The organism is Acinetobacter sp. PK01 (assembly GCF_022819285.1).
GTDB lineage: Bacteria > Pseudomonadota > Gammaproteobacteria > Pseudomonadales > Moraxellaceae > Acinetobacter > Acinetobacter tandoii.
Genome location: NZ_CP094643.1, coordinates 390670 through 413163, shown reverse-complemented (window position 1 = coordinate 413163; position 22494 = coordinate 390670). Strand labels below are relative to the sequence as shown.

Sequence of the window (22494 nt, the reverse complement as noted above, 5' to 3'; positions counted from 1 at the left end):
TTTTATTCAGGTTATTCTACTTTTTCTCTCTATCCTTTTTACAAGGAATCATCCTGTCATTTCACATGATAATAGTATGATGGGAATAGTATTCTTTCCGCAAATCTTGGTTATGGCTTTTATATCAATTCTACCTTTTATTTTAACTTCAAAAAGATCTAAGCAAAAAGGTTTATTTATAAAAAAATTTTTACTTTCAATATTTTATATATTTATGAGTGCAATTATTAGCATTAATATTTGGAATACTGAACTATTTTATTCCACACCAATATTTTTTTTACTCAGTTTAATCATTTATATATTGAGTTTTTACTTTTCAAATAAATACGGTTCAATATAACCTGAATCGCGGATAAGAAATTGACTTGAAAAATAAGAGGACTAGAGCCATCAGTTGAGTTACCACACCAAACCTAACGCTCTAGCCCTGATGTTCAATAGTACCGAATTATTTTGCGTAATCGATGATTTCTTTCTTAAATTTGAAGCAACTTATTGGAAATTTCTCAAACAAAGTCGTCACTCTATAAGAATTCGCCCAGCTCAATTGAGCCTCTCAGAAATCAATTTTATCGCGATTTGGTATAAGTGTTCTCATATCAACAATTTCAAAGCATTCTTTTCATGGTTGAAACAGGATAAAAATCATTTATTTAAAAATTTACCCTGCTACCAACGGATGATTCACCTCATCAATTGGCACTAAATGCTTTACATGTCGCCTTAATCAAAGACCAACGCAGCAAATATTTATGGGTTGATTCAACCACTTTGCCTGTCTGTAAAAATCAACGGATTCAACGCCATAAATCATTAGCCAAAATTGCATCACGTGGTTAAAGCTCGATGGGCTGGTTTTATGGCTGTAAATTACATATCGAGATGAATCAATTGGGTGAAATAGCATGTTCTGCTTTATCTAATGGACATGTGGCTGACATAAAAATGGTTGAGCATTTAGTTGAAGGCTTAGAAGCAAGGCTTTATGCAGATCATGGCTATATCAGCCAAGACTTAAAAAGCAGATTAAAAAGTCAAGGTATTGATTTAATTACCTATCATCGAAAGAATATGCAGTCTGTTCAACTCTGTGCATCAGATGAATATCACTTAAAACAGCGCAATAAAATAGAAACGTTATTCAGCTTATTGAAAGGTCAATACAATTTAGTGACGAGTAAAGCACGTAGTATTCATGGATGTCTAAGTGGGATTTACGCATCGTTATGCGCATATCAATTAACTCAACGAAATAAGCCAAAAATTCAAATTATGGAGTCATTGGCTTAAACAGGATTCGGGTTAAGTAATAAAAAGCCCAACATCCTGTTGGGCTTTTTATTCGAATTGAGATCAGCTATAACAATGAAAATACTGTAAATAGAAAAATTCATGATTAAGTTAAATTTTGCGGAAAGCATCTTATTTGTTTCCCTAATTTTTTGGCCAGCAACATTATTTATTTTAGCTATCTTAATTGCTATTAGTTATGCCTATAAAAAACATCCTTTTGGTCAATATTCACTGTATTTTTTCATCGTTGTTTTGATCATTTTTTCAGGAACAGCTTTATACATGATTCTGCAATTTTGAATAATTTTTAATTAATTTATTAACAGAAGATACCAAACATGCTTAAAAAGCAGCCAAATTATTTCTAGTTTGGCTTTTTTCTGTTTTTTAAGTTATTAGAAAATTTCTAATGCATTGATTTAAAATAATTTTATAAAAACAAGTTTGGATAACGACCATTATGTTAAATGGTGGAGCCAATATATGTTTCTATTTCTGCTAGAGCATTTTCTGGAGTAAGTTTAGCTGTATCTATTATTAATCTTTTATCTGTTCTCAATTGATAATCATGTACTTGAACAGACCGCCAATCTGGTAGTTTAAAATTTTCTATATCAGATGACCTCGTTTCAATACGTCTCTTATGCTCGGCCTTGTCACTACAAACAACTTCAATTTCAATAATCTTAACATTAGCTTTCTGAGCTATTTCTTTCCATTTAAGCCTGCTTTCTATGACAGGATTAACGTTGTCAGCTACAACTGTATTTCCAAGTTTTAGATTAGATAATGCTATAGAAAATGCAATTTCATAACCAATAGCTCCAATTTTTTCAGAAGAGTTATTACATTGTTGAATCGCAAATTCTATTTCGTCAATTCGGATATAAGTAAACCCTTTCTTTTTTATTAAAGCCTGACATAAAGTTGTCTTTCCTGTGCCTGGTAACCCACTAAATACTATGAGCATTAATTTCTCCTAAAATTAACATAATGGTGATTATACGAAGTAAATTCATACATTCAATTAAATATCAATAACTTAAAACATAAATACCATTAAAAATTCACAAAATACTAACTTTGAAACAAGTCATCGTTTATGCCTAATTTTTATATTCTTGTGCAAAGCTAATACGAAAACACGCATCTTTTTAATGTGGCTCAAACTTAAAAGTGAATTTTACTCATGTTTTATTGAATTTATATCGTTTTACTCATGTTTTGAATCAAGTTTAAATATCGCTATACAGAAATTTAGCATTTCAAAAATTTTCGGATGGCAATTCTCCATGAGTACAGTATTTCAATGTTCAATCAAACGCATTCGTTTTGATGAAAACTATCAACCAGCAGATAGCACACGCCTAACGACTAACTTTGCTAACCTAGCGCGTGGTGAAAGCCGTGAGCAAAATCTACATAATACGCTTCGAATGATTAACAATCGTTTTAATGCTTTAGCGCAAACAGATAACCCAAATGGTGATCGTTATTCGCTTGAAATTGATATTATTTCTGCGGATTTAGATATTGAAGGCAATGGTCAAACCTTCCCAATCATTGAAATGCTGAAAAGCACTATTATCGATCATCATACCAATCAGCGTATTGAAGGCATGATTGGCAATAGCTTCTCTTCTTATGTACGTGACTACGATTTTAGTGTGGTACTAAAAGAACATAATAAAGAAAACTCAACCTCGTATGCACCAGAAGGTTTCGGTGATTTACACGGCAAGCTTTATCAATATTTAGTGAATTCAGATACTTTTAAGGCCGAGTTTAATCAACAGCCTGTGATTTGCTTGAGTGTTTCAACAGCACGTACTTATCACCGTACAACCAATGAACATCCGATTTTGGGTGTTGAATACAAGCAAGATCAATACTCACGTACCGATGAATATTTCCATAAGATGGGCTTACAAGTTCGCTTCTTTATGCCGAAAGGAAGCGTTGCACCTTTAGCATTCTATTTTGCGGGTGATTTACTGCGTGATTACACTGATTTTGAACTGATCAGCGCGATTAGCACCATGGAAACGTTCCAAAAAATTTATCGTCCTGAAATTTACAATGCAAATTCATCAGCAGCGCAAGTTTATCAGGCAAGTTTAGAGTACCCCGATTATTCATTGACGCGAATTGTCTATGACCGAGTTGAACGTGGTCAGCTCGCAGTAAAACAAGGCAAATGGACTGAAGAAAACTTTATTAAGCCTTATCGAGATATTCTTGAGCAATGGGCTGCAAATTACAACGTAGAGCGTAACGCTGCTTAATTTACCTGAAATAGAACATAGAGATAGAAGATTTAAAATGGCAATTTTATTACCAACATCAACGGCTGGCAGCTTACCAAAACCTTCTTGGCTTGCAGAACCTGAAAAACTTTGGTCACCTTGGAAACTTGAAGGTGAGCAACTGATTGAAGCCAAACAAGATGCTTTACGTCTGTCATTGCAAGAACAGCAACATGCTGGCATTGATATTGTCAGTGATGGCGAACAAACCCGCCAACATTTTGTGACCACGTTTATTGAACATCTAGATGGCGTGGATTTTGAGAAGCGCGAAACAGTTCGTATCCGTAACCGTTATGATGCCAGTGTGCCATCAGTGGTGGGTGCAGTTTCTCGTCAAAAGCCAGTGTTTGTGGAAGATGCTAAATTTTTACGTAGCCAAACCACCCAACCAATTAAATGGGCACTGCCTGGCCCAATGACCATGATTGATACGCTGTATGATGGTCACTACAAAAGCCGTGAAAAACTGGCTTGGGAATTTGCCAAAATCTTGAACCAAGAAGCCTTAGAACTCGAAGCTGCTGGTGTTGATATCATCCAGTTCGATGAACCTGCATTTAATGTGTTCTTTGATGAAGTAAATGATTGGGGTGTGGCAACTTTAGAGCGTGCTCTTGAAGGTTTAAAGTGTGAAACTGCAGTGCATATTTGCTATGGTTACGGCATTAAAGCCAATACCGACTGGAAAAAGACTTTAGGTTCAGAATGGCGCCAATACGAAGAAGCATTCCCTAAACTTCAGAAATCTAAAATTGATATCGTTTCACTTGAATGTCAAAACTCACGCGTACCCATGGATCTGATTGAACTGATTCGTGGTAAAAAAGTCATGGTGGGTGCGATTGATGTTGCAACCAATACCATTGAAACACCAGAAGAAGTTGCCAATACTTTACGTAAAGCACTTCAATTTGTTGATGCAGATAAACTTTATCCATCAACGAACTGTGGTATGGCGCCTTTGGCACGTGAAGTGGCACGCGGTAAACTCAATGCTTTAAGTGCAGGTGCTGAAATCGTTCGTAAAGAACTTTCGACTTCATACGCATCTATCGCATGATGTGAAAGAGCTACGCATTAGATAAAATGGGTAGCTCTTATCTCAGTAAAAAGCATGCGTCAGCGCTCCTCCAAAATACATTCTAATCCAGTTGTTATATGGCCAAATTGCGTGATATAGCCCAATTTAAACAAAATGTACGGTTCAATTTAGGAATAAAGTGATGATTGAAGCAACAGACTTTAGAAATGCTATGTCTTCGTTAACCAGCGCAGTAAGTGTTGTGACCACGGCAGGTATGTCTGATCGTCATGGTTTCACTGCATCTGCCGTATGTAGCGTTACCGATACTCCCCCAACTTTATTGGTCTGTATGAATAAAGCTTCTCGATCACATGAGCATTTTATCGAAAATAAGATTTTAACGGTAAATGTTTTAGGTGCACAGCATGAGCATATTTCTAACGTATTTTCATCTAAACTCAGTTCAGAAGAACGTTTTAAGCATGGTGTTTGGAAAGAGTTGGAAACAGGCTCACCAGTGTTGGAAGATGCTTTAGTCAATTTTGATTGTGAAATTGACCAAATTCAGGAAGTCGGTACTCATACCATTTTTATCTGCCGTATTGTTGCAATTCAACAAAGTAAGCAAGATCAAAGTCTAGTTTATTTTAATCGAGCTTATCATCAAGTTGGGCAGACAGAAATCGCTTAAATAATAGTTTCTCGATAGAGTATATTTTGAATAAAACCAATGCCAAAAATAAAAAAAGCCAATCATAAGATTGGCTTTCATATTATTGATGCTTAAGCCATTAACGCCTCAATCTCTTCAATCGATTTTACAACGCCTTTGGTTAAAACAAGTGGCCCATTGGCAGTCGCAACGACATCATCTTCAATACGAATACCAATTCCACGCCATTTCACATCCACGGTTTCATCATCTGGTGCAATATAAAGACCTGGTTCAATCGTTACGACCATACCTTCTTCATAAGGACGCCATTCGCCAGCTTGTTTGTACGCGCCTACATCATGCACATCCATCCCCAACCAGTGACCTGTGCCATGCATATAAAACTGACGGTAAGCCTCAGTTTCAATAATTTTCTCGATATCTCCCTGCATAATACCGAGTGACAATAAACCTTCTACCAAAATACGCACTGCAACATTATGTGGTTCTTTATATGAGTTGCCAATTTTGACTGCATCAATCGCTGCAAGCTGCGCGTTTAATACAATTTCATATAATGCTTTTTGTTCAGCGCTAAACTTACCATTTACAGGGAAAGTACGGGTAATGTCTGACGCATATAACTCATATTCACAAGCTGCATCGATCAGAACCAAATCACCATCTTTTAATTCTTGATTATTTTCAACATAGTGCAAAATACAGGCATTGGCACCCCCACCTACAATACTGTTATAGGCAGGTACGCAACCTTGTTGCCCAAATACATAATTCAGCTCCGCTTCCAATGCATATTCCATCATACCCACATGCGCAGTTTGCATAGCACGGGTATGGGCTTTTGCACTAATGTTCGATGCGATTTGCATCAATTCAATTTCTTGTGGTGTTTTAAATAAACGGATTTCATCTAAAATACGATCCAGTTGAATCACTTGTGCTGGAGATTCATTACCACGACGTTGTTGCGCATCTGCTTGTTGAATCCATTTGCTGACACGAACATCAAACTCAGAACTGTGTCCAATCCGATAAAATAGTTTTTGTTTATTGACTAACTTTTCAATGATTTCTTCATCAAGTAGGTCAATCGCATAAGCTTCATCGGCTTCATAATCATCAATCGCGCCATCAATTCCTGCACGGTAACCATTCCAGATTTCCATCTCACGATTACGCTCACGGCAGAACAAGCTATAGGTATAACCTTCATCTAAAGATTCATACGTTTCAATCACAGCAACCGCTTCTGGTTCTGCAAAACCCGTCAAATAGAAAAAACTACTGTCCGCTCGAAATTTATAGTCTGCATCTCGATTACGAATCGCCACTGGGCTGGTAGCAATAATCGCGATGCTGTGTGGTCCCATTTCCTCTGCAAGGCGGTCACGACGTTCCTTAAAATCTACTTGAGTCAGTTTTTTCATTGAATGTTCTTCGATCTTGTTGAATAAAGAATAGGGTTGCTGTGTTTGTAATCTTAAAGCAAAAAATCGACCAAAATTAACTTGGTCGATGTGGTGTAAACATTTCTACAACATTGTTTTCAGGACTAGTTTTATGCTTCTGCATTTTCGCATGAAAGTTTTGTAATAATGAACTTTCATCTACCGCTACTTTGGTGCGCCCTAAAGCCAAGCTCACAGGAATCAAACGTACAAATTCATACAACTCTTGATAACTGTCCTCACCTTCTTCGTCATTGTCAGATTCTTCAAACTCAACCGCAGCCACATCCTGTAAATGCTCAATTAATTCCATTTCATCAGCACGAATATGACCTGAGGCTAAACCAAAGCCCAATACGACACCTGCACACCAATCCGCCAGTGCTTGCACGCGATCAGCTAACACATGTTCATCATCTGGCAACAAAGGTAAGTAGTCTAATTCGTCTTCTGATAATGCATGTGACACATCTTCAGCTTCATCTGTAAGCACAGTTAAAGCCATATCACTTAATTCTGGCACATTAAGCGTGGCTAAAATTTGTTGCCACTCTTCACGTGTCGGCGATTGTGTCACACAAACTATACCAGTGAGTAACCCATGTAACTCACTTGGGCTTGAAATCTCATCAATTTGTGAAAAATGTTGGTGCCATTCCGACCAACCTGAAATATCGTCTTGCATTCGTTTATCCAATCTCTATACTTCTTATATATTACCTTTGTTTGCAACACTGTGCGACTACGTTATGTTAGAAGAATTACAGCGTCTACAGGCGCATATTGGCGTTTTAAAAACCCGACTCGCGCATTATGAAACCGAAAATAATGCATTAACCGAAGCCAGCGCAACTGCCGCTGAGCAACACCATGCCCAAGTTGTGCATAAAAACGGCATTATTACCAAAAAACAAGAAGAAATTGATAACCTTACGGAACAACTGACTGAGGTCCAGACTCAATTTAAACAACTGAATACTGATGCAACGGCATTGGCCGATCGTTATAGCCGTCTAGAGAAAAGCTGTACCGATTTAAAGAATCGTTTTCAGGACATTCTAAGTGAGCGTAATGAATTACGTGTCATTAAAGAAAAAATGCAGAATGAACAACGTCATGCACAACAAGAAATTCAGGGTTTGCAGCAGGAACGTGATAGATTGTTACAAAAAAATGAGTTGGCGCGCACCAAAGTTGAAACCATCATTCAACGCTTATCAATTTTAGGTACTGAACAAGACCAAAATGCGCAAGAAATTCAACAATTGGCTCATCCCACCGAAGTAAATGAGGAAATGCAATCATGAGTGAACAAATTCCTGTTGAACTGCGTGTATTGGGACATAGCTTTCGTTTAGCCACCACGGAAGATAAAAAACCTGAGTTAGAACGTGCCGCACAATTGTTAAATGACAAATATGATGAATTTCGACGTCAAGCTCCCCGTGTTGAACCCAGCAAACTGATCATTATGGTTGCACTTGAGCTCATGCAAGAAGTACTCGCAATGAATAAGTCCTTGCAGGAATATGCTCATTGTGAACGTTTACTCAGCACTATCCTTGAAGATGTTAAAACACTTACCTAGTTTCACGTTTATTTGCATAATCTCTCGACAAACAGCACTTAACTTTACAGTTCTTTGCCTACGATGATTTGCCAGTATTGGTTTATCCGTTATACTAGGCTTAACTCTGAGATGTTCGCCAGCGGGTCTATTCCCCTGCCGATACTTAAACTTATGGATTGCGTTCTGTATATTTAGAGTGTATGCCCACCTTCGAGTGGGAAACCCAGCAAGTATACGTCGCGTCCACCTTGAACTCATCGGGTTCAGGGTAACGACACATGCAGCGGCATCCTCGGAGTGCTTTATTTTATATAAGAATAATAGCTTATCGCCCCCTCTCCTTTAAAATCACTTTCAGTCGATGTATCGACTATATATAATTCAAAAATATTGTCCTTTGTTATCTATGCCTATTTGAATTTGCTTTTAACCATGCATAGCTGAGTCACATTAAAAGTTAAAGTTTTCCTCAATCATTTAATTTCAAGCCAAAATTAAGATATAGAATCAGCCTACTTCTATAAATGTGTTTAGCGTAACTACCGAACGTTCACCTCTTTTCATTAACTTTGAAAATACTTGGCACCGAGTTAGCAAGCAAATAATTTAATGCGCAGTTTCTTAGCTTCCATCAATTAAGCGCATAATAGCCAATCAATTTGCCAAGTCCTTCCATCTATGCATTTTACTATCGAGTGCTCAATAAGCCCTTATAGATAGATTTTCTGCATAAAACCAACATGAATATGAAGCATTTAAATCCAACACTACTTTTATGGCTTGATATAAGAAAATTGTTATAGAATCTATTTGAACATATGAAATGTGTGACTATCTGATTAATTTACACACCAATTCTTGGCGACTATTTACATTTAATTTCTGATAAATATGTTGGACATGCGTTTTTATGGTCGACAAACTACAATTGAGTTTTTGCGAAATTTGAATGGCTTCCAAATTTGTAAATAATTCTTCTAAAACCACAATTTCTTTTTTAGTTAATTGATATTGATCCATAATTTTATCTCTATTAATCATGTCGACATGATGATGAAAATGATCAATAGACAATCGATAAAAAGATTCAAATATTTTCTTTTCTTGCTGATTAAATTTGGCTTTGCCTTGTTCCCTAAAAATACTCAAACCAAAGATCAGTTTTCCATCACGTTTTCTGAAGAAAAATTCAGCAGTATCTTCAACTTGCCAACGCTGCATAAAATTTACAAATATTTCGTTAGGTTGATGCTCGCCCAGAAGCGCAATGTTCTGATGACCATGATAAAAGTGCCGAAAGCTCACTGGATCATATTCAATTTTTCCATTTAAATATTCGTCGATTGCACTTTTTGATATGCCATCTTGCTCAAAATCATAAGCATGTTGAATATTATCGGTTTTATATGTCAAAAAACCATCTATAGGGGAAACATGCTGAATCTGAGCAATAAAGTTCTGACTAAATTGCTGAATAAAATCACGATTGAACATAAATTTTCATCATCCTTTTTGAAAATTTAATAGTGTCGATAGATCAATAAAATTGGCTTCCTGCCAATACAAAACCTTACTGATATCTATTTTAAAACATCAATTCTAAATAATAAGTTATGGCTTCAATATGTTTCATATCCAAGCCATGAACTTAATGCATCAACAAGACCGATGAATCTATTTACTTGATTATTGAGAAATATGGATCGCTTGTTTATGTGTAAACAACAACAAACCGTTTAAACCAAATGAATATCCGAGACCAGACATTTTCCAACCACCAAACTCGGCTGCTGGAGAGACATCCGAATGACTGTTAATCCAAACCGTACCCGTCTCAAGTTTACTGGCTATTTCTTGTGCGCGATCAAGGTCTTTACTCCACACTGAACCACCTAAACCAAATTCACTGTTATTGGCACGTTCAATTACAGTGTCTACATCACTAAACTTAATGATTGGTAATACAGGACCAAATTGTTCTTCATCAACCAAAGGCATACCTTCTTTGACATTGGTTATAAGCGTAGGTGGAATAAAATAGCCATGCTCACTTAATTTTTTCGCCTCTGTGATAATCTGACCACCTTGCGCCACAGCATCTTCAATCATGCCTTTTACTTTGTGGTATTGAACATGATTTTGAATTGGGCCAAATGTTGTCGTTGAATCTAATCCATTGCCAACCACTTGTGCATTCGCGATTTGGGTCAATTTTTGTGTTAATGCATCATAAACATTTTCGTGTACATATAAACGCTTTAATGCTGCACAGGTTTGCCCCATATTTAAGAATGCTGAACCAAAGATTTTCTCGGCCGCTGTATCCACATCAACATCGTCTAAAACAATTCCGACATCATTACCACCTAATTCAAGCACGACACTCTTTAAGGTATTTACGGAATGCTTCAGGATACTTTGACCTGTCCGAGTAGAACCTGTAAACGTGACTTTATCTACATCACTATGTTCACTAAGAGCCTGACCGACATCACCTTTTCCTAAGACAATATTGCATACACCAGTAGGTAAATGGCGGTTAATAATTTCGACCAATTTAATCGTGCTGAGTGGAGTAAATTCAGATGGCTTATTTACTACCGTATTCTTGGTTTTAAGTGCTGGGAAGAAATGCCAAATAGCAATCATAAATGGCCAGTTCCAAGGCGTAATTGAAGCCACGACACCTAATGGACGATTATAGACTTTAATCGTTTTGCCACTTGGGTCTGTAATGGTTTCTACAGGAACTTCCAGACTGGTAATATATTCAATCCAGTTCGCACCAGCTTCTACTTCAAATTGAGCCAAAGCCAATGGTTTACCTTGTTCTGTGGTAATCAGTTTGGCAATTTCTGCACTTTCTGCACGAATATCTTGGGCAATTTTAATGAAGCTCTTATTAATGCTTTGATCGGATACATACTGCCAAGTTTTAAACGCTGTACGCGCCGCATGCACAGCTTGATCTACTTGTTCCACCGTGGCACTGTTAATTTTGACAATGGCTTCTTCTGTTGCAGGATTTAGTACCGCAAAAGGCTCGCCTTGACCTACTACCGTTTTACCATTAAACAACATGTTGCTATTCATCTGATTCATATCCATATTGATGTTCTTTTGCATGAAGTTTATCGCTGATAATTATTTATAAACTCATCCTTTAGGATGATTTTAACGTAACTTAATAGAAAAACAATACAATTAATTTTTTTATTTTTTTATTTAGTATCATTATTTTTCAATGTAATTTTACATTTATTTCAGTAAAAATAAGATGCCTATCAACATTTCATCTCAAAATATAATACCGTGAGATTATGCTTTATACATGGCTTCTCGGTATCCAACTCGACATTTTCCAGATAAATACTCGCAGCAATCTCCGACTTTACAGCTATGCCTATGTCTTCCGAGATATTTAATAGAATGCTTTTATTACTTATTTTTATTTGACATTCTGCTTGGTTGAATGGAAGTATGCATTCAATAAAATCTTGAATGTTAAAAAAGGAACAACTAAAACTTAAATTATATTTTTAGTTGGGTTATCTGATTTTGAGCGAGCAATTTAGACTAATCCTGATGCTAAAGCGCAAAACACATTGCTCAAAAGTATGAAAATAGAATAGCACCTTAAACCGTATTTAAGTAAAAAATACCAATCTCAATTTGGGCATTGCATGAATAATCTTCAGGAGCAAGCCTTTTTTTAATCCATTTCAATATGCTACTAAAACCAAACATAGCTTACTAAATATTGATGATCTCTATAAAAGTATTTTTCCAACTCCCATCATCTTTCCTTAAATTATTTACTTCCTTTTTTGCACTGTTAAGCAAAAACTTAAAAATAAAAAACCCTGACATAGTCAGGGTTTTTTGAATTTGGCGGAAGCGGTGAGATTCGAACTCACGGAGGACTCACACCCTCGTCGGTTTTCAAGACCGGTGCATTAAACCGCTCTGCCACGCTTCCAATGGCCGCTATCATATAAATATTTTTCTACCTTGGCAAATACTTTTGCATATTTTTCTATTCAATTGCACAAAATAAAATCAAAACACCTGATTAAAGCATGATTCCTGGCTTTTCATAACGGATTGTATTGATATACCACGTCTTTTTTCCTGAGGGAGTCATGACTTCAACCTCATCATCCACTTGTTTGGAAAGTAATGCACGTGCCATAGGTGAATCTATGGAAATATGTTGCGGATGATGATCATAAATTTCATCGACACCGACTATGCGCAGTTGTTTTCGCTCACCTTGTTCATTTTCAATTTCGACCCATGCACCAAAGTAAACTTTGCCTTCTTGCTCAGGAGCAAAGTCAACAATTCTTAACTCTTCTAACCTTTTTCCGAGGTAACGGACACGGCGGTCAATTTTTCTTAACAGCTGTTTATTATACTGGTAGTCAGCATTTTCACTACGATCACCAAGACTCGCTGCCCAGTTCACTTTTTTGGTAATTTCTGGACGTTCTTCACGCCATAAATGCTGAAGTTCGGCCACCAATTTATCGTGCCCAGAACGTGTAATTAAGTTAGATTTCATATTGCAAATTGACTTTTCAAGGTACGAAATAGATACATTTTTAAGCTATTTTATGCCCATTTTCACCACAACAAAAGAGTATAAAAATAATTTATTAATTAAATTAGATAGTTATGTTACATTTTTTCACTATTTTTTATACTAAATTTGACAATCTAAATTTCCGACTTTATTATGCCTTCATCTTTTGTTTAGTGTACTTTTTAACCTATGTGGTTTTTGACTGCATAATTTCATTTTTTCCCATGTCATTTTGAATGACGTCCATGACTGCCCACCCCTTATTGAATTTATCAAACTTGTAAAAGTTTAAGGCCTCGTTTGCTTTGGATTTTTTGGGCATAAATTACTTGTAGCGGAGACAACATGCACAGTAGTTCATCTTCTGGGTCGAGGCTTAGCCTTAACTCATTAACTTTCTCTCTCCCTTTAAAAGCCTTAGCACTCACCGTCGCCTTAATTCCTTTTCATACGATTAACGCGAGCAAGGCTTACCAATATGACGCTGTTGTCAATAACAACAAACTCACAGTGGTTGGTGTAGAAAATCCATCGACTGTTTTTAAAGATGGGCAGTATTTACATGGCTTTGGTTATGACCTTGCACGTAATTATGCTGACAGTATGAATGTTGAACTGGTGTTTACTACAGTTCCTGATGATGCAACAGCATTAAAATTGGTTGATCAAGGTAAAGCGAACTTTGCCATTACCACAACAAGCATTCAAAACATTGAAAGTAAAAAGCTAACCTCGTTTTCAGCCACCTGTGGTGATTTGTATAGCCTGCAGAAAAATGGCTTAAATACACAACTAAGTTGGGTATTTAAACACGCCGATGACCCCTTGACTCAGACTGCCAGTGGCTTTGTCTGCCAAGGCAAACAATCAGGTTCGATCAGCCAATTGGCTTCTTTTTATAATCGTAATGTCGTGCAAGCCGAGTCATGGGATTCTATTGAACGTGACCTGACCAAACGTATGCCGATTTATAAAGCCAGCTTTCAGCGTACTGCTGAGAAATACGACCTCGATTGGCATTTCTTAGCGGCTATTGGCTATCAAGAATCGTACTTAAAACCCGATTCAATTTCGCCCACAGGTGTGCGTGGCATTATGATGCTGACCAACAGCACAGCTAAAGCGATGGGGGTGAGTAATCGTACCGATCCTGCACAAAGTATTCAGGGTGGTGCAAAGTACTACGACCTGATGCTGAGCAAGTTTGAGGAAGTTCCTTATCCAGATCGTAACTGGTATGCCTTGGTTGCCTATAACATGGGACCAGGAGCCGTAGATCAGATTCAGAAACGTATCAGTGCTCAAGGCAAAGATCCGAATAACTGGGTGAACCTATATAGTTATTTAGATGGTAATAAAGCCCAAAATGGTCGCTATCGCCAAGCCGTACAATATGTCACGCGTATTCGTTCTTATTTGGAATACATCAAAAATACGCCTCAACTGGTGAATATATAAATAGTCATTAATTGAAGCAAAAAAAAAAAGCTTACCCTAGGGTAAGCTTTTTTTTGAAAAATCTTAAGCGGTGTGCTCAAGTACTTTCTTAAATAAATCTTTTTGCTCTTGGCTTGGTTTAGCAGTTTGTAACGCCATCAACTGAGACATGTCTCCTTGCACTTTAATTTTTCCAGTCATGAATGCTTGCATTGCAGCAGCCATATCAAACTCTAGAAAAACTTTACGTAAAGTTTCTGCGTCCATATTGAGTGTAGTTTTGGCATTTGAAGACAAACCTTTCAAGATTTTGCCGCCATCTAACGCCAATTCGGTATTACCACTTGTATCTGTCACCACCAAGTTAATGGCCAAATTTGCCAAAGCAGGTGGCAAATTCAAATCCCCTGCTTGCGCAGTCAAAGTTTCTACAGTTGAAAACCAATCATCAGTTAAAAAGGCCGGCATGATGTTTCCTCAAATTTATTTGTTCATTTTGTGTCACCTATCCAGACGACATCATTGTGAAGCTAAAATACGCTTGCTGATTGTTATAGCATGTATATCCGATATGTACCTAAAGTTTTTTGCACGTACCGTTCATATTTTATATTTCTTATACAAAACTTATCAAAATCATTCACATAAAAAAACACCAATCATAGATTGGTGTTTTGCATTGGCCTAAATGACAAAATTACTCTACAGCAAAGCCAAGATTCACCATATTAATACGTTTGTTTCCAGATTCAGCTTCAGTCGAACAACTTGCACCTTTGAAGTCGAATTCACGTTGCGAATCCAGCACTTCAAAATCAAACAATTCACGATCGGCTAACTGAGATGGTGAAACGTTCTGTAATGCACCAAAAATACTGTGTAAGCGCTTCGGATGCTCTTTGTCCCATGCACGCAACATGTCATTAATAATGGCACGCTGTAAGTTTTCCTGCGAACCACACAAGTTACACGGAATAATTGGGAATTTACGCATTTCCGCATATTTAATAATGTCTTTCTCTTCCACATAAGCCAGTGGACGAATCAACATATTCTTCTTATCTGTAGATAACAATTTTGGTGGCATTGCTTTTAAGCTGCCGCCATGGAACAAGTTTAGAAAAAACGTCGCTAAGATATCATCACGGTGATGCCCTAGTGCCACTTTGGTTGCACCAATCTCTTGTGCAAAGCCATACAAAGAGCCACGGCGTAAACGCGAACACACCGCACAGTAAGTTTTGCCTTCTGGGGTTAACTTTTTAGTGATGCTGTAAGTGTCTTTTTCCAAAATATAGTATGGAATGTTATTTTCTTCTAAATAACGAGGTAGTACATCTTCAGGGAAACCTGGTTGTTTTTGGTCAAGGTTAACCGCAACCACGTCAAAGTTAATCGGGGCAATACGTTTAAACTGCAATAAGATATCCAGCAAGGTATAACTGTCTTTACCACCAGAAATGCAGACCATGACCTTATCGCCATCTTCGATCATTTTAAAATCACGAATAGCATGCCCCACTTGGCGGCGAAGTTTCTTTAACAAACGATAGTAGGCAGAGCTGGTTGGGAGTTCTGGCTTGAAATTAAACCCTTGTTCGGACTCAACTGGCGAGTACATAGGCACGATTAACCCATAAATAAAAATACCGCGCAATTTTATATGATTCGTCAGGCAATCGCATCTAAAGAATGTAAATTCTCATGACCAAATCTTATTGTCATTTTTCCTTATTAGAAAAAGGGTAAATTTGAACGTTGCAGTTCATTTTTTATCCCAAATGCTTATCTTTTGGACTTTTCCACAGTTGTCCACAAAAGCTGTGGATAACTTTGTGGATTTCAAAACACTTGACAGGTGATTCTTCCCATAGTTTAAGGCTTCTATTTAAATTGATCATTTTTTGATCAATTTTATTTTATATAAATATCAGTAACTTATCATAGTCAAGCAATCCCGATTAAAAATAAATTAAATTTTTTTTTGATTATTAACTCCGCAATTAAGCTTGATTTTTACGAAGTCATGAAAAATAAAATTCAGTAGCGCTTTTTATCTAAGTATTTTTTGCTAAACTTAACTTGACTGTTTGGGGACAGAAAAATTGATAAAAAATGAAAAATAAATGGCATAACGTTCAAGCTTACCTTCTTGGCTGTGCATCAGTCTTACTCATAAGTCCTGCCTGCATGGCTGGTGAAACCATTTATCAACTGACCGATTCAAATGGTACGACCCTGCTCACCAATAAAAAAAGTAAATATAGCCATTTGAAAGTCGAAAAAAAAACCTATTATCCTGACAGTAATATGCACAGTTACAGCAACTGGGGAAACTCAGAAGCTTCCGTATTGCCTAGCTACAGCCGCAATCGAAATGCGTTTGATAGCATGATTCGCCAAGCCGCTCAAACGCATGGCGTTTCAGAAGGTTTGATTAAAGCCGTAATGCATACTGAATCTGGTTTTAATGTGAATGCTCGATCTCCTGTTGGTGCATTAGGCTTAATGCAACTGATGCCTGCAACAGCAAAACGTTTTAATGTCTCTAATGCTTATGACCCTCAGCAAAATATTATGGGGGGTGCAAAATATTTAAGCTGGTTATTAAAGCGCTTCAATGGTAATACTTCTTTGGCTTTGGCTGCTTATAATGCGGGTGAAGGCAATGTCGACAAATATGGCGGTATCCCCCCATTTAAAGAAACCCAAGACTATGTGCGCCGTGTGAGCAGCCGTTATAGCAATCTGTATTCAGGTGGTCTCATTAGCAGTGGGAGTAGCTCAGGGAAAATCGTCGCCCAGTCTGTAAGTTACAATGTTCCATCAGCACAGGCTGAATCCATTCCAAATCCTTCATCCAGAAGTAGTCAACGTCAGATCATCATTGCAGCCGATGGTAGTTATACAGATGCACCGCGTTCTGGGACTTATTCGACAGAACATGCTTCGGCATCTGCGCGAATCTATTAATAGAAAAATGTTATTTTTAGCGACGAATCGCGTTTTTTCCTTGAATTTTTGCAATATTCACCGCATATTGATCCTTATGATTTATAAGTTATAAATCAGATTATATTTCTATATTAAGAGGATTTTCTCAATGATGCGGATTGGTTTGTTCTTGCTAACCAACCTCGCGGTACTGGTTGTAGCTGGCATTATTTTGTCACTCTTCGGTGTCGGTAGTTACCATGGCGCGGGTGGCTTGAATCTAGGCAACCTTTTAGTCGTCTGTTTCGTGTTTGGTATGGTTGGCTCTTTAGTGTCTCTGTTCATGTCGAAATGGATGGCGAAAAAAACAACTGGCACTGAACTTATTGACCCTAATGCTCCACGTAGCCAAGCAGAAGTTTGGTTGCTACAAACAGTTGCGGAATTGTCTCAACGCGCTGGTATTAATATGCCAGAAGTGGGTATTTTCCCATCTTACCAATCGAATGCCTTTGCAACAGGTTGGAATAAAAATGATGCGCTCGTTGCCGTTTCAACAGGTCTACTAGAGCGTATGAACAAAGATGAATTACGCGCAGTACTGGCTCACGAGATTGGCCATGTTGCCAACGGTGATATGGTCACGCTTGCATTGATTCAAGGTGTTGTCAATGCCTTTGTTATGTTCTTTGCTCGTGTAGTCGGTGATTTCATTGACCGTAATGTTTTCGGTCGTGAAGATGGTGAAGCACCTGGCTTAGCTTACTTCGGTATTACAATTGTTCTTGATATCGTCTTTGGTATTTTAGCTTCTGCCATCGTGATGTGGTTCTCTCGCTACCGTGAATATCGTGCCGATGAAGCAGGTGCACGTTTAGCAGGTAAACAAGCCATGATTTCTGCCCTATTACGTCTTCAAGCAGAATCAGAGCTTCCAGATCAAATGCCAAAAGAAATGAAAGCATTCTCTATTGCGGAAGGTAAAGAACAAGGTTTTAGCTTAGCAGCCTTATTCCAAACTCACCCATCAATTGAACAACGTGTAGCAGCCTTACAACAGTTAGACTGCGCATAAGTTTAAAGATTCAAAAAGCCTCCAATATGGAGGCTTTTTTATTAGATTAATCGGTTAAGACCAGTTTTGATACCAAGACCATACCGCAGTAAATCCATACCAAGAGGCAACAAGCAGCAAAACTATCACTACCAAACCAATCAAATCTGGAATATGTAGCCATAACCACGCAATTACAGGCTGACGCCAAAAGGCTGAATGTTGCTGTTTCTGTTCTAACTTTTCATGTAAATATGGATGAATTACATGCGTCGTGTCGCTGATCTGATATTCGTCCCGAATATGCTCATGTACGACATCGAGTGCTTTTCGGCTTGGACGAATAAAAATATCAAATAGGGTTCCTGCTATAGGAATAAACCCCACTACCAAGTCCATTACTGCCAGTTTATACACTACATTTAATTTATGTTGTGGTACACCAATCTGCTTGGCTTTATACACTGCATAACAGGTTAATGCAAAACCTGCGACATCCCCAGCCACGGGAATAGTCCCCAATGCGGCATCTGCACCTACGCCTTGTTTGGTAAATGGAATTCGAATCACTGAATCCATCAAATTGGCATATTTCGCTAAATCACGCTCTAAACGAATGACTTCTTGCGGTGTTTTTTTTGTAGCTGATGGCTGTGAAGGCATATACATATCGATAGGATGTTGATTTCACTACAGCTTAAATCATTTTGATCCTCAAAAAAGTAACAAAGGGTTATTCAAAATTCCGGAAAACTGAATAACCCCTGTTCATTGATCTCAATGCTTTTCAGTATAAATATGAATTGTCCTATACAGAAAACGATCAGCAGCATAAAGAACTATAACTGCTGTTGTTTATTTCCAAACATGGAGCGAATCAACACGTACATGAATGGAATAAAAATCAATACCAAGACTGTCCCGAAAATCACACCGCCTAAGACGCTAATACCTATTTCTTGACGACTTGCCGCCCCAGCACCAAAAGCAAACACCAAAGGAATCACCCCTGCACCAAAAGCCAAAGAAGTCATCAAAATCGGGCGTAAGCGCAAACTCGCCCCTTCCATAGCTGCTTGAATGATGGTAAGACCACGTGTTTGTGCGATAGAAGCAAATTCCACAATCAGAATGGCATTTTTACAGGACAGACCAATCGTGGTGAGTAAGGCGATCTGGAAATAAATGTCATTTGGAAAGCCCACAAAATAGCTAAAGAGAATATTTCCTCCAATGCCTAAAGGAATAGCACTCATCACCGCAGTGGGAATCGTCCAGCTCTCATACAGCGCAGCCAAACATAAAAAGATAAAACCAATCGAAATTAAATATAGCCATAAAGCCTGATGACTGGATTTTTGTTCTTCAAATGAAAGTCCACTCCATGCCAAGTCAATATCAGGCTGCTGTTCCACCAGTTTCTGAATATCGCCCATAGCGACACCAGAGCTAACATTCTTGGCCGTATCTGCTTCCATCTCTAAAGCGGTATAGCCCATAAAGCGTTTCACGACTTCTGGCCCACCGCCCCAATTCACGTTGGCAAAATTGGCAAATGACACCATCTGATTGGTATCATTACGAACATACCATTGCTGTAAATCTTCAGGTTTTGATCTATATTCGGCATCCCCCTGCATCATCACACGTTTAACCCGCCCACGATCAATAAAATCATTCACATAAGAACCGCCCCACGCTGCCGATAAGGTACTATTAATCGCAGACTGAGATAAGCCTAGAGCCAATGCTTGTTTTTGATCAATCTTGACTTGTAATTCAGCTTTGTCAGGGTTTGCCTTGTTATCCAGATTTTCAAAGCTCTTATATTGTTCCGCAGCAGTTTGTAACTTTTTAAACTCTGAATCTAAGAATTGACGCCCATTGCCATTAATATCTCGAATCCAGAACTCTAAACCATCTGTCTGACCTAGCCCACTCACAGATGAAGGCATATTCACCATAATTTTGGCATTCCGATTCTGACGGAAATGTTTGATTGCGCGTTCACGAATTGCTTGAGCTGAATTGTGTTGACCACTACGTTCGTCCCAATGTTTCAAGGCAATGAAACCTTGCCCTAAATTCTGTCCCGTTCCAGAGTAATTACGCCCATAACGCACCATCACCAAATTGACATTGTCTTTTTCTTGACTCAAGAAATACTGTCGAATTTCCTCACCAACTTCGCGACTTTTGGACAGCGGTGCGCCATTAATCAGCTCAAATTGCACACTTAATATGCCCTGATCTTCACTCGGAATAAAACTGGTGGGCAAAGCACGATAAAACAAGGCAAATACGGCGATTAATGCAGTAAATATCACCAAACTGATGCGTTTATGGTTTATGGTCAATTGCGCGAGTTTAAGATAGTGTGTTTTTAACTGGTCTAACTTTTCATTGAACCACACCGCCCATTTTTTTTGCTTATTGCTAGGCTGCAAAATTAAAGCACACAGGGCTGGCGTCAACACCAAAGCCACTATTAAGGAAAGCCCCATGGCAGCCACTAAAGTGATGGAAAACTGACGGTAAATTACCCCAGTTGACCCACCAAAAAATGCCATCGGAATAAAGACTGCGGTAAGTACCAAAGTAATCCCAATTAAAGCGCCACTAATTTCATGCATGGATTCAATCGCGGCATCTTTGGCAGATAAATGCTGTTCATGCATCAGACGCTCTACATTTTCAACCACCACAATCGCATCATCGACCAATAACCCGATAGCTAAAACCAAAGCAAATAGGGTTAAGGTATTAATGCTCATGCCTAAAACATACAGAATTGCCATAGTGCCCAAAATCACTACGGGTACAGTAATGGTGGGAATTAAAGTAGCGCGCCAATTCTGTAAAAACAGGAACATGACAATCACTACCAAAATGACTGCCTCAAACAGCGTTTTGACAACTTCCTTAATCGACTCTTGTACAAAGGGTGTATTATCTCGCGGATAAACAATTTTATAGCCCGCAGGTAATTTACTAGATAAGTGCTCAACTTCGGCCTTAATCAATGCAGAAGTTGCTAGGGCATTTGCTCCAGATGACAACGAAATCCCCATCCCCGCTGATGCAAAACCATTGATGGTGTTAAAGGATTGATAGTTTTCCGCACCAAGCTCAATGCGCGCCACATCTTTTAAATAGACAAAACTACCATCACGGTTTGATTTCACAATGATCTGCTCAAATTCAGACACCGTTTTGAGGCGTGATCCAGATGTGACTTTAGCATTTAGATATTGATTTTCAACTGTAGGTAAATCACCAATCCCCCCAGCGGCCACTTGAGTATTCTGCGCCTCTATTGCAGTCCTAATGTCTGATGGCATTAAATTATATTGCTTTAATTTTGTAGGATTAAGCCAAATACGCATCGCATATTGCGAACCAAATACATCGACCTCACCTACCCCTTCAATACGGGCAATATCTTGTTCCAAATGAGTCATCATATAATCAGACAACTCAATATTGTCACTACGACCTGAAGCATCGTACAAACCAATCACCATATGAGTATCCCCCAGTGATTTATAGACATTTACGCCTTGGCGCTGTACATCTTCTGGTAATCGGCTGACGACACCATTAATTGCATTCTGAACTTGTACCTGCGCCGTGTCTGGATCTGTACCGTTTTCAAAACTGATGCTAATTCGGCTACGCCCAGAAGAATCACTACTGGAACTAAAATATAAAAGATGATCGATCCCTTTGATTTGTTGTTCTAAAATTTGTGTAACGCTTTCTTCCACGGTTTCAGCAGATGCACCAGTATAACTTGCACTTACAGTAATTCTTGGTGGCGCAATATCGGGATAACGTTCTACTGGCAAATTTAGAACAGCAAAAAGCCCCAAAGCCATCACAATAATTGCAAGTACACCCGCGAAAATGGGACGTTGTATAAAAAACTTAGACAACATAGGTCTGCGCCACTTATCAAGAAGAAGTAAAAAGGAAGATTCGAAAAACTAGCAAATTTATGTTGATATTCAATGACTCAACTTTAAAACACAATCATTATTAACATAGTTACGGATTTATTGTTCAATTATGGAGGAATTGTGAAGAGGTCATATTCAATCCCTCTCAAATTTATCTACGAGGACGAGAGCCAATTTTCTGATTCTGTAGGTTGATATTTCT

Annotated in this window: 18 protein-coding genes, 1 tRNA gene, 1 other RNA gene and 1 pseudogene; 10 read left to right on the top strand and 11 right to left on the bottom strand. The window is 38.1% G+C overall.

Features of this window, described 5'->3' with window-relative positions:
* The first annotated feature begins 433 nt into the window (after positions 1-433).
* Positions 434-1293 (top strand): annotated as a pseudogene (locus tag MP622_RS01920) (IS982 family transposase).
* 466 nt (positions 1294-1759) lie between these two features.
* Here MP622_RS01920 and MP622_RS01915 read toward each other — a convergent pair.
* Positions 1760-2266 (bottom strand): AAA family ATPase, encoded by a 507-nt coding sequence (locus tag MP622_RS01915; protein ID WP_243792226.1) that lies wholly within the window; start codon positions 2264-2266, stop codon positions 1760-1762.
* A gap of 322 nt (positions 2267-2588) precedes the next feature.
* Here MP622_RS01915 and MP622_RS01910 point away from each other — a divergent pair, with 322 nt between their 5' ends.
* From MP622_RS01910 to MP622_RS01900, 3 genes are all read left to right on the top strand, one after another.
* Positions 2589-3581, top strand: a complete 993-nt coding sequence (locus MP622_RS01910) for a DUF1852 domain-containing protein (protein ID WP_243792224.1) — start codon at positions 2589-2591, stop codon at positions 3579-3581.
* Between the two features lie 37 nt (positions 3582-3618).
* A complete protein-coding gene (locus MP622_RS01905; RefSeq protein ID WP_044738417.1) occupies positions 3619-4665 on the top strand; it encodes a methionine synthase in 1047 nt (348 codons plus the stop codon).
* Between the two features lie 163 nt (positions 4666-4828).
* Positions 4829-5320 carry a flavin reductase gene (locus MP622_RS01900; protein WP_044738416.1) on the top strand — a complete coding sequence of 164 codons (492 nt, stop codon included), beginning with the start codon at positions 4829-4831 and terminating at the stop codon, positions 5318-5320.
* 92 nt (positions 5321-5412) lie between these two features.
* On the opposite strand, the gene pepP is transcribed toward MP622_RS01900, so the two are convergent.
* Together pepP and MP622_RS01890 are read right to left on the bottom strand one after the other, a co-directional pair.
* The gene (gene pepP / locus MP622_RS01895) at positions 5413-6732 is read right to left on the bottom strand and encodes a Xaa-Pro aminopeptidase (protein ID WP_044738415.1); all 1320 of its coding nucleotides are present in this window, start codon (positions 6730-6732) and stop codon (positions 5413-5415) included.
* A 76-nt stretch (positions 6733-6808) separates the two neighbouring features.
* The gene (locus tag MP622_RS01890; RefSeq protein WP_044738414.1) at positions 6809-7438 is read right to left on the bottom strand and encodes a UPF0149 family protein; all 630 of its coding nucleotides are present in this window, start codon (positions 7436-7438) and stop codon (positions 6809-6811) included.
* Positions 7439-7502: 64 nt separating this feature from the next.
* Between MP622_RS01890 and MP622_RS01885 the strand changes: the two genes are divergently transcribed.
* The 3 genes from MP622_RS01885 (at position 7503) to ssrS (ending at position 8626) form a co-directional block, all read left to right on the top strand.
* On the top strand, positions 7503-8060 hold the full coding sequence (locus tag MP622_RS01885; RefSeq protein WP_016167012.1) for a hypothetical protein: 558 nt from the start codon (positions 7503-7505) through the stop codon (positions 8058-8060).
* Positions 8057-8341, top strand: coding sequence for a cell division protein ZapA (locus MP622_RS01880; RefSeq protein WP_044738413.1), 285 nt, complete (start codon positions 8057-8059; stop codon positions 8339-8341). The genes MP622_RS01885 and MP622_RS01880 overlap by 4 nt, the downstream gene beginning before the upstream one ends.
* Positions 8342-8441: 100 nt before the next feature.
* Positions 8442-8626: non-coding RNA, 6S RNA (gene ssrS, locus MP622_RS01875), on the top strand.
* 528 nt (positions 8627-9154) lie between these two features.
* On the opposite strand, the gene MP622_RS01870 is transcribed toward ssrS, so the two are convergent.
* The 4 genes from MP622_RS01870 to greB all read right to left on the bottom strand — a co-directional run bounded on the left by MP622_RS01870 (position 9155) and on the right by greB (position 12887).
* Entirely contained in the window at positions 9155-9817 is a 663-nt protein-coding gene (locus tag MP622_RS01870; RefSeq protein ID WP_151503692.1) for a LuxR C-terminal-related transcriptional regulator, read from the bottom strand.
* Positions 9818-10009: 192 nt separating this feature from the next.
* Complete coding sequence (locus tag MP622_RS01865; RefSeq protein ID WP_243793434.1) at positions 10010-11416, bottom strand: aldehyde dehydrogenase family protein; 1407 nt, start codon at positions 11414-11416, stop codon at positions 10010-10012.
* Between the two features lie 796 nt (positions 11417-12212).
* Positions 12213-12302, bottom strand: a tRNA-Ser gene (locus tag MP622_RS01860).
* A gap of 93 nt (positions 12303-12395) precedes the next feature.
* Positions 12396-12887, bottom strand: coding sequence for a transcription elongation factor GreB (greB, locus tag MP622_RS01855; protein WP_243792222.1), 492 nt, complete (start codon positions 12885-12887; stop codon positions 12396-12398).
* A gap of 366 nt (positions 12888-13253) precedes the next feature.
* Here greB and MP622_RS01850 point away from each other — a divergent pair, with 366 nt between their 5' ends.
* The gene (locus MP622_RS01850) at positions 13254-14366 is read left to right on the top strand and encodes a transglycosylase SLT domain-containing protein (RefSeq protein WP_016167017.1); all 1113 of its coding nucleotides are present in this window, start codon (positions 13254-13256) and stop codon (positions 14364-14366) included.
* Positions 14367-14429: 63 nt separating this feature from the next.
* On the opposite strand, the gene MP622_RS01845 is transcribed toward MP622_RS01850, so the two are convergent.
* On the bottom strand, positions 14430-14813 hold the full coding sequence (locus MP622_RS01845; RefSeq protein ID WP_016167018.1) for an SCP2 sterol-binding domain-containing protein: 384 nt from the start codon (positions 14811-14813) through the stop codon (positions 14430-14432).
* Positions 14814-15042: 229 nt separating this feature from the next.
* Positions 15043-15966 carry a tRNA 2-thiocytidine(32) synthetase TtcA gene (gene ttcA, locus MP622_RS01840; RefSeq protein ID WP_243793432.1) on the bottom strand — a complete coding sequence of 308 codons (924 nt, stop codon included), beginning with the start codon at positions 15964-15966 and terminating at the stop codon, positions 15043-15045.
* A 569-nt stretch (positions 15967-16535) separates the two neighbouring features.
* Between ttcA and MP622_RS01835 the strand changes: the two genes are divergently transcribed.
* The gene (locus MP622_RS01835) at positions 16536-17318 is read left to right on the top strand and encodes a lytic transglycosylase domain-containing protein (RefSeq protein WP_016167020.1); all 783 of its coding nucleotides are present in this window, start codon (positions 16536-16538) and stop codon (positions 17316-17318) included.
* Positions 17319-17448: 130 nt separating this feature from the next.
* Positions 17449-18354, top strand: coding sequence for a protease HtpX (gene htpX / locus MP622_RS01830; RefSeq protein ID WP_016167021.1), 906 nt, complete (start codon positions 17449-17451; stop codon positions 18352-18354).
* A 54-nt stretch (positions 18355-18408) separates the two neighbouring features.
* Here htpX and MP622_RS01825 read toward each other — a convergent pair whose 3' ends face one another.
* Positions 18409-18996, bottom strand: a complete 588-nt coding sequence (locus MP622_RS01825) for a DUF4112 domain-containing protein (RefSeq protein WP_243792221.1) — start codon at positions 18994-18996, stop codon at positions 18409-18411.
* Between the two features lie 176 nt (positions 18997-19172).
* A complete protein-coding gene (locus MP622_RS01820) occupies positions 19173-22271 on the bottom strand; it encodes a multidrug efflux RND transporter permease subunit (protein WP_243792219.1) in 3099 nt (1032 codons plus the stop codon).
* Positions 22272-22494 lie beyond the last annotated feature (223 nt).